Genomic DNA, 8,295 nt, shown 5'->3' with positions numbered 1-8,295 from the left:
GCGAAGACCTTCAGGGCCACGTGGCCGCCCAGCATGTTGCCGAACAGACGCAGGGCCAGGGTCACCGGGCGCAGGACGAAGGAGATAATCTCGATCGGGGTGACCAGGATCAGCATGTACCAAGGCACGCCGCCCGGGACGAACAGCTTGTACATGTTCGCGCCGTTGCGAAGGATGCCGTAGCCGACGACCAGCAGGATGGTCATGACCGCCAGCGCGGCCGTCACGGCGAGCTGCGAAGTGGCGGTGAACACCAGGAACAGGCCAAGCGTGTTCATCGCCAGGATGAACATGAAAAGAGCGAAGACGAACGGGAAGAACTTGCGGCCTTCGTGACCGATAATTCCTGCGACCAGATCGTCGATATAACTGAAGACGCCCTCACCGATCACCTGCAGGCGACCAGGAACCACGGCGGCTTTGGCGGTCGTGACCGCCAGGAACAGCACGACTAGCGTCGCGGCCAGCAGCATGGCGACCGTGGAGTTGGTGATCGACATATCGACCACGCCAACGCCAGGAAGCGTAAAGGCCATTTCGGGCAAGCCCGCGATCTTCTGGATCTCGAACTGATGCATCGGATCGGCCATGCCGCGACGAACTCCTCAATCTTCCTCGTCGTCGAAGGGGACGTCCTTGGGAGGACCCCATTCCTTCGCCGCCTCGGCAGCCATCCGCTGAGCCGAACTTACGGCCATCCAAATCGAAATACCGAAGCCCCCAAGGACCCCGATGATCATCCCCCAGGGCGCAGTCTTAAAGACAACGTCCGCCCCAGCACCCAAGCCCAGACCTACAAAGACGCCACCTATCAGCACGCCCATGAGGCGATAGCCGTAGCCGGCGGCCTTGGAACCATAGTCACGCGCTACCGGGGCCGTCCGCGCCTCAAGCGCGGCGGCCCTTTCGTCGAGGCGCTTGATGTCCTCGTCGCGTGTGTTTTCCGGATGCGGCATGTGTTGTGGCCTATGTGACCACGACGTCGCCCGCCGCGGCCGGGGCTTCAAGTCGCGCGGAACCTATAGACGCGGGTGCAGTGCGTCAAGGCTGGGGATGTGCTATTTACAGCTTTGTATTTACACGGTTTTTCGGCGTCGCGACAACTGGTCCACACAGCCCCAGCCTTGCATTCGTCACGCTGAGGGGCGGTTCCCACTAGAATCCTCGAAAACCTTACCTACTGGGCCGCCATGGCGGCGGCCTGGCGAAGGTCGACCGAGACCAGTTGCGAGACGCCTCGCTCGGCCATGGTGACGCCGAACAGCCGGTCCATGCGCGCCATCGTCACCGGATTGTGGGTGATGGTGATGAAGCGGGTCTCGGTGCGGCGTCTCATTTCATCGAGCAGGTTGCAGAAGCGGTCGACATTGGCGTCGTCGAGCGGGGCGTCGACTTCGTCCAACACGCAGATCGGGGCGGGCTGGGCCAGGAAGACGCCGAAGATCAGCGCGCAGGCGGTCAAGGCCTGCTCACCGCCGCTCATCAGGCTCATGGTCGCCATCCGCTTGCCGGGCGGGCAGGCGAAAATTTCGAGCCCGGCTTCGAGCGGATCGTCGGACTCCACCAGCCGCAGCTCGGCCTGGCCACCTTGGAACAGGGCCTCGAACAGCGCCTTGAAATGTTCGTTGATGATGTCGAACGCCGCCAGCAGCCGCTCGCGGCCCTCGCCGTTCAGCTCGTCGATGCCTTGACGCAGCCGCGCGATGGCGCCCGTCAGGTCGGCGCGCTCGGTGTGCATGGTCTCCAGGCGGGTCGAGTGCTCGCCGGCTTCTTCCTCGGCCCGCAGGTTCACCGCGCCGATCGAGTCGCGCTGGCGTTCCAGATTCTGCAGGTGGGACTCCATGCCCCCGGCGTCGGTCGGGATGGCGACGGCCTCGTCGGCCAACTTACGTCCCAGTTGTTCGGGCTCGATCCTGGCGGCTTCGCGAATCTGCCCGGTGATTTCAGCCAGGCGCTCGATGGCCGCTTCGAGCTTGGCGGCCAGCGTGGCGCGCAACTCGCGGGCTTCGCCGGCGGCGGACTCGGCGGCGCGCAGGGCGCGGTCGGCCTCGGTCCGGGCGGTTTCCGCCTGGGCCAGGGCGTCGGATGACTGCGCGCGGCGGGCCTCGGCGGCGGCCAATTCATCGAGCAGCTTGGTTAGGCGTTCCTGGTGGGAGGCCGGCGCTTCATGAGCCTTGTCGAGCGCCGCCTGCGCGCCGCGGCGGGCTTCGGCAAGATGTTCAAGGCGTTTGGCGGCGGTCTGGGCGCGGCGGGTCCAGTCGCTGGAATCGCGCTTCAGGTTCTCCAGTCGCCGGGCGCGGCCGTCGCGTTCACGCACCTCGATATCCACCGCCGCGCGCGCCTGGGCGGCGGCTTCGCGGGCCGGACCGGCCGCGGCGCGGGCATTGGCCAGCCGGGCCGTGAGATCGCCGACCGCTGCGTCCTGCGACGTTTCAGCGAGGGCGACCTGCAACGTCGCCTCGGCCTCGGCCAGTTCGCCTTCGAAGCGGCGGATGACGTCGTCCAGGGATTGGGATTGGGCTTCGCGGCGGGTGGCTTCGCGGTCGAGCTTTTCGAGATGGGTGCGCGCGATGGCGACCTTCTGCTCGGCCATCGGCGGTTCGCGCCGGGCGTTGCGCAGCGTGTCTTCGGCGGCGCGGACGCTGGCGGCGGCCGCCTGTTGCGCCTCCTCGGCGGCCTGGGCGCTGGGCGAGGCCGCCTCGATCTCGGTCTCGACCTCGGCCAGCCGGGTCTTCTGCTCCATGCGGATCGCGGCGGGCTTGGGCGCGTTGGCCCGGGCGGTGAACCCGTCCCAGCGCCACAGGTCGCCTTCGCGCGACACCAGCCGGCAACCGGGGATCAGCATCGGCTGCAGCCGATCGCCGTCCTCACGCCCCACCAGGGCGATGAAGGCCAGGCGCGCGGCGAGCGCGGCCGGCGCCTGCACCAGCGGGCCGAGCGGTTCGGCGCCCGGCGGCCAGATCGGCGCCTCGGCGTCACGCCCGCCCCAGAAGGCCGGCGCCTTGGGATCGAGCGCGGCGTCGAGGTCGTCTCCCAGTGCGGCGGCCAAGGCCTTCTCATGGCCTCGTGTCGGGGAGACCTCGTCAAGGGCGGGGGTGAAACCGCCCCGTCGCTGCTGGGCGACGATTTGGGCCAGGGCCCGGGCCTCGGCGGTGAGGCGGCCGAGTTGCTCGTCCTGCTTGCGGGCGGCCTCGCGCGTTTCGGCCTCGGCTGCGCTCGCCTTGCTGCGCTCTTCCTCAGCGGCCTCAAGCGCGGCGCGGACAGTGACGAGCGCGGCCTGAAGCCGCTCCAACTCGGTGCGCGCGGCCTCGATCTGCGGGGTGATCGCCGGACCCAGTTGCTGGCGTTCGGCCTTGGCCTGGTCGAGGGCGCGTTGGGTGCGGGCGAGGCGGCCTCGGGCCTCATCGACACGCGCCGCGCCGGCCCGGCGGCGGGCTTCGTCGGCGGCGGCCTGGATGGCGAGTTCTTCAACCGCCTTATCGGCCGCGACCCGGGCGGCCTCGGCGGCGCGCGCGGCCTCCTCCAGTTCGGGCGTGCGCTCCGGCGCGGCGGCGATGGCCGCTTCAAGGGATTCCAGGTCGCCTGTCATGCGCTTCAGCGCGATGTCCGCGTCCTCGACGATCTGAGTCTCGCGGGCGCGGTCGGCGTCGATCCGGCCGACATCGGCGGTCAGCCGCGCGACCTCGGCGGCCAGGGCCTCGCCCTCGCGCTCCAACCGGTCCTTGTCGATGGCCAGGCGATGCAAGATCGCGGCGGCGATGGTCTCGGCCTCCCGCAGCGGCTTGATCGCTTCCTCGGCCTGGGCGGCGCGGGTGGTGGAGGCGGCGGCCTGCCGGGTATGGGTCTCGACGGCGGCGATGGCGTCGTTCGCCTCGGTGCGCAGCCGGGCCGCGGTGTCGCGCGCTTCGCTCCACCGGGAATAGAGTACGGCGCCCCGCAGGGACCGGATCTCGGCCGACAGTTTCTTGTAGCGCTCGGCCTGGCGCGCTTCGCGCTTCAGCCGGTTCAGCGCGCTTTCCAGCTCGCGGGCTACGTCGTCCAGGCGCGAGAGGTTGGTTTCAGCCGCCCGCAACCGAAGTTCGGCCTCGTGTCGGCGCGAATGCAGGCCAGAAACGCCGGCCGCCTCTTCTAGGATCAGTCGGCGGTTCTGCGGCTTGGCGGCGATCAGTTCGGAAATCTGGCCTTGGCGCACCAGGGCCGGAGAGTTCGAGCCGGTGGAGGCGTCGGCGAACAGCAGTTGGACGTCGCGGGCGCGCACTTCGCGGCCGTTGATCCTGTAGGTCGAGCCCGCGCCCTTATCGATGCGGCGGACCACCTCCAGCACCGGGGCGTCATTGAAGGCGGGCGGCGCCTTGCGGGCCGCGTTGTCGATGGTGAGCGTGACCTCGGCGTGGTTGCGCGAGGCGCGGTTACCGGACCCGGCGAAGATCACGTCGTCCATGCCGCCGGCGCGCATCGCCTTGGCGGAGTTGGCGCCCATCACCCAGCGCAGCGCTTCCAGAAGGTTCGACTTGCCGCAGCCGTTCGGCCCGACGATGCCCGTGACTCCAGGCTCGATCCGAAACTCGGTCGGATCGACGAAGGATTTGAAGCCTGAGAGACGTAGCCTCTGGAAATGCACGGAGTCCGGTTCGCCTCCTATTTCTTGGAAGCTTGCGCCACGGCGGCGTCGAGTTCGGCGGCGGTCATCGGTCCGACATGCGCCTTGCCATTAAATGAGAAGGTCGGCGTCCCGGTGATGTCGCCCCGCTTGACGTTCTCGGCGACGCGGGTTTGCAGCGCATCGAGCGCCTTCTCGTCGGCGACGCAGGCCATCACCTGCTGGTCGCTGAGCCCGCCGGCCTTGCCGGCCTTCAGCAGCGATGCGCGGACGTCGCCCGACTGCGACCAAGCGTCGAACTCGTGGAACATCGCATCGAGGATCGGAAAGTAGCGGTCCTTGCCGGCGCAACGGGCGGTGAGGAAGCCGGCGGCGGCGACCTGTTGCGGCGGCGTCAGGATTTCACGGAAGGTGTAATGCACCTTGCCGCTGTCGATGTATTTCTTCCGGAAGGCGGGAAAGACCTCGTTGTTGAACGCGGCGCAATGGACGCAGCTGAGCGAGGCGTATTCCACCATCTGCACCTTGGCCTTGGGGTCGCCCAAGGTCATGTCGCCAGGGGCGGGCGCGGCGGTCGCCGAACCTGCCGCGAACATCAGGGCGCCGAGAGCGGCGACAAGAGCGACACGGCGGTTCGGCTGGGCCATGGCTTATTTCGAAGCTTCTGCGACGGCGGCGTCGAGTTCGGCGAGCGAGATTTCGCCCTCCTTCACCTTCTTGCCGTTGATCACGAAGGTCGGGGTGGAGTTGATCTTGTCGACCTTGATGGCCTTTTCGACGCGCTCATTGAGGGCCTTTAGCGCCGCTTCGTCGGTGATGCAGGCGTTGAACTGCTCTTCCGTCAGGCCGGCCGACTGCGCGATGCGCAGCAGGACGCCGCGCATGTCGCCGGTGGTGAACATTTCCTGCTGGGCATGGAAGATCGCGTCGGTGACGTTGAAGTACTTGTCCTTGCCGGCGCAGCGCGCGGTCAGGAAGCCGGCGGCGGCGACCTCGTTCGGCGGGGTCAGGAACTCCTTGAAGGTGTAGTGCACCTTGCCAGTGTCGATGTATTTCGCCTTGAACGCCGGGAAGACGTCGTTGTTGAACGTGCCGCAGTGGCTGCAGGTGAGCGAGGCGTACTCCACCATCTTCACCTTGGCGTTGGGATCGCCCAGGGTCATGTCGGCGGTGTCGACGGTCCCAGCGCCCTTCGAGCAGCCGGCGAGGGCGAGCGCGCCCAGGGCGGCGACGACAAGCAGGCGACGGTTGAAGTTCGGCATGTGCACCTCTGCGGAAGTCCGAATGAATGAGTAAAGCGCGATTCCCGCCGGCAGGAACGTGCGGCGGCGTCTAAAGTCAACCGGTGTGGCGGCGCAGGACGCCCCGACCCAAGTTGAGCAATGCGGCTTTCAGAGGGCCGTCGGGGGCGCTCGCCAGGCCCTGGGCCAGTTCCGCCTCCTGGGCCGCGTCCAGCGGGGCGGTCCGCCGCCGGGCCGGTTTGGTCGCTGGGCCGGTGAGGTTTCGCAGCGGACCTTGGACGATCCGTAGCTTGTTCACCGTGCCCGCCCCAAGGAAGAGGTTCACCCGGGCGACGATTTCCGGGGCCTGATGCTGGATCAACGCGGCCGAGGCGCCGGACACCCGGATCTCCAGGGCCGAGGGGCCGCCGCCGCGCGGCTTGGTGAGCTTCACCGGCTCGGTGCGCTTGGCGATGTCGACGCCGACGATCTCGCGCCAGCGGGCCTGGAGGGCGCCGGGCCCTTGGCCAAACTTGTCGTCCAGGTCCTTGAGCAGCCGTCGCAGGCCGCGGCCGGCCACCGGCGGCGGACGGTGCTGCGGCCGGGTGCGCTTGCGCGACAGTATGGCGGCGGCTTCCGCGGCGGTTGGAAGGGGGCGGGACATCGCCCCACCATACATCAAGGCTCCCCGTCGAGGCGAGGATCGGGTAGCGAGATCAGGTGACCCCCGAAAGACTCCGCGCCAAACTGCTTGCCTGGTACGACGCCGGCGCCCGTGATCTCGCCTGGCGGGTCGGGCCGGCCGAAAATCGCGCCGGCGTGCGGGCTGATCCATACCGCGTCTGGCTGTCAGAAGTGATGCTGCAGCAGACCACCGTGCCGCACGCCACGCCCTACTTCCTGAAGTTCACCGCCCGCTGGCCGACCGTGATGGACCTGGCCGCCGAGCAGGACGGCGAGGTGATGGCCGCCTGGGCGGGGCTCGGCTACTACGCCCGCGCTCGCAACCTGCTGGCCTGCGCCCGCGCGGTGGCCGGTGAGCATGGCGGCGTATTCCCCGATACCGAAGAAGGACTGCGGGCGTTGCCGGGGCTTGGTCCCTATACGGCGGCGGCGGTGTCGGCGATCGCCTTTGACCGGCCGTCCAACGTGGTCGACGGTAATGTCGAGCGCGTAGTGTCGCGGTTGTTCGCCGTGGAGCAGGTACTACCGGACGCCAAGGCAGAGCTGAAGCGGCTGGCGGGCGCGCTGGTTCGCGACGACCGACCCGGCGACTGGGCTCAGGCGCTGATGGATCTCGGCGCCACGGTCTGCCGACCCAAGGCGCCGCTCTGCGACCGTTGCCCGGTGGCGGAGTTCTGCGCGGGTCTGGCCGGCGGCGAGCCCGAAACCTATCCGCGCAAGGCCGCCAAGATCGCCCGGCCGCATCGCAACGGCGTGGCCTATATTCTGACGCGCGGAAATGAAGTGGCCCTGGTCCGTCGTCCGCCCAAGGGATTGCTGGGCGGCATGCTGGCCCTGCCGACCAGCGACTGGCGGGCCACGGGTTGGGATGACGAGGCGGCGCTGGCCGCCGCGCCGACCGGCGCGCAGTGGCGAGCGGTGGGGGAGGTCGAGCACGTCTTCACTCATTTCAGCCTGACCCTGCGGCTGTTGCGGGCCGAGGGCGACGCCGATGGATTCATCTGGACGCCGCGCGCGGGCCTGGACGCCATGCCGAGCGTGTTCCTCAAAGCCGCGCGGGCCGGGCTGAGCAACCTGCTCTAGGCGAACACCCTCCCAACTTGCCATGGCCGGCCTCTTGTGCCGGCCATCCATAGACTCAGAGGTCGCGGATTTGCCTGAGCGGTTCGTGTGTATGGGTCACCGGGACAAGCCCGGTGATGACGAACCTTTGGTGCGGCCCTAAGCCGACGGCATCGCCGAGCGGATTTTCGAGCGCAGCACGTCGATGGGGGCCAGGCCCTTGTCCGACTTGAAGTGCCAATAGGTCCAGCCGTTGCAGGCCGGGGCCGATTGCACCATGGCGCCGACCTTGTGGATCGAACCGGACAGGTCGCCGACCACCAGGCTGCCGTCGGCGCGAACGCGGGCGGCGTGGGCGCCCTTTGAGCAATAAAGCGTGTCGCCGGGGCTGAGCAGGCCAGCTTCGAGCACCTGGCCGAACGGCACGCGCGGCTCGGACTTCTTGGATCCGGTCACCTCCAGATCCCCCGCAGCCATCGGGATGACCTTGGAGATCCGCTCGCGGGCGAGCTTCACGTACTTCTCGTCCTGTTCCAGGCCAATATAGTGGCGGCCCAGGCGCTTGGCGGCCGCGCCGGTGGTGCCGGTGCCGAAGAACGGATCGAGGATGACGTCGCCAGGCTTGGTCGTGGCCAGGATCAGCCGGTGCAGCAGGGCCTCGGGCTTCTGGGTCGGGTGAGCCTTGACCCCGTTCTCGTCCTTCAGCCTCTCTTCGCCGGTGCACAGCGG

At 68.4% G+C, this 8,295-nt stretch carries 8 protein-coding genes; 1 reads left to right on the top strand and 7 read right to left on the bottom strand.

Annotated features, from left to right (window positions below; genetic code table 11):
- The 6 genes from Q7T84_RS03175 to Q7T84_RS03150 form a co-directional block, all read right to left on the bottom strand.
- A partial coding sequence (locus tag Q7T84_RS03175; RefSeq protein WP_304806254.1) for a F0F1 ATP synthase subunit A occupies positions 1 to 590 on the bottom strand: 590 nt, incomplete at its 3' end.
- Between the two features lie 15 nt (positions 591 to 605).
- Complete coding sequence (locus Q7T84_RS03170; protein WP_304806253.1) at positions 606 to 956, bottom strand: F0F1 ATP synthase assembly protein I; 351 nt, start codon at positions 954 to 956, stop codon at positions 606 to 608.
- 221 nt (positions 957 to 1,177) lie between these two features.
- Positions 1,178 to 4,621 (bottom strand): AAA family ATPase, encoded by a 3,444-nt coding sequence (locus Q7T84_RS03165; RefSeq protein ID WP_304806252.1) that lies wholly within the window; start codon positions 4,619 to 4,621, stop codon positions 1,178 to 1,180.
- 17 nt (positions 4,622 to 4,638) lie between these two features.
- Positions 4,639 to 5,247: a DsbA family protein gene (locus tag Q7T84_RS03160; RefSeq protein WP_304806251.1), complete on the bottom strand. Its 609-nt coding sequence runs from the start codon at positions 5,245 to 5,247 to the stop codon at positions 4,639 to 4,641.
- 3 nt (positions 5,248 to 5,250) lie between these two features.
- Positions 5,251 to 5,862, bottom strand: coding sequence for a DsbA family protein (locus Q7T84_RS03155; protein WP_304806250.1), 612 nt, complete (start codon positions 5,860 to 5,862; stop codon positions 5,251 to 5,253).
- A gap of 76 nt (positions 5,863 to 5,938) precedes the next feature.
- Complete coding sequence (locus Q7T84_RS03150) at positions 5,939 to 6,484, bottom strand: DUF721 domain-containing protein (RefSeq protein ID WP_304806249.1); 546 nt, start codon at positions 6,482 to 6,484, stop codon at positions 5,939 to 5,941.
- A 56-nt stretch (positions 6,485 to 6,540) separates the two neighbouring features.
- Between Q7T84_RS03150 and mutY the strand changes: the two genes are divergently transcribed.
- The gene (mutY, locus tag Q7T84_RS03145) at positions 6,541 to 7,587 is read left to right on the top strand and encodes an A/G-specific adenine glycosylase (protein WP_304806248.1); all 1,047 of its coding nucleotides are present in this window, start codon (positions 6,541 to 6,543) and stop codon (positions 7,585 to 7,587) included.
- Between the two features lie 138 nt (positions 7,588 to 7,725).
- Here mutY and Q7T84_RS03140 read toward each other — a convergent pair.
- Positions 7,726 to 8,295, bottom strand: a 570-nt coding sequence (locus Q7T84_RS03140) for a site-specific DNA-methyltransferase (RefSeq protein WP_304806247.1), incomplete at its 5' end; no start/stop codon positions are given.

It is taken from the genome of Phenylobacterium sp. (assembly GCF_030654915.1).
Taxonomy (GTDB): Bacteria; Pseudomonadota; Alphaproteobacteria; order Caulobacterales; family Caulobacteraceae; genus Phenylobacterium.
The sequence above is the reverse complement of the archived record's forward strand: the minus strand, read 5'-3'. Positions and strand labels throughout refer to the sequence as shown.

What these genes read in the sequence shown, in the direction of transcription:
- Q7T84_RS03170 (WP_304806253.1), bottom strand. Translation starts at nt 956, where the DNA reads ATGCCGCATCCGGAAAACACACGCGACGAGGACATCAAGCGCCTCGAC.
- Q7T84_RS03160 (WP_304806251.1), bottom strand. Translation starts at nt 5,247, where the DNA reads ATGGCCCAGCCGAACCGCCGTGTCGCTCTTGTCGCCGCTCTCGGCGCC.
- Q7T84_RS03155 (WP_304806250.1), bottom strand. Translation starts at nt 5,862, where the DNA reads ATGCCGAACTTCAACCGTCGCCTGCTTGTCGTCGCCGCCCTGGGCGCG.
- Q7T84_RS03150 (WP_304806249.1), bottom strand. Translation starts at nt 6,484, where the DNA reads ATGTCCCGCCCCCTTCCAACCGCCGCGGAAGCCGCCGCCATACTGTCG.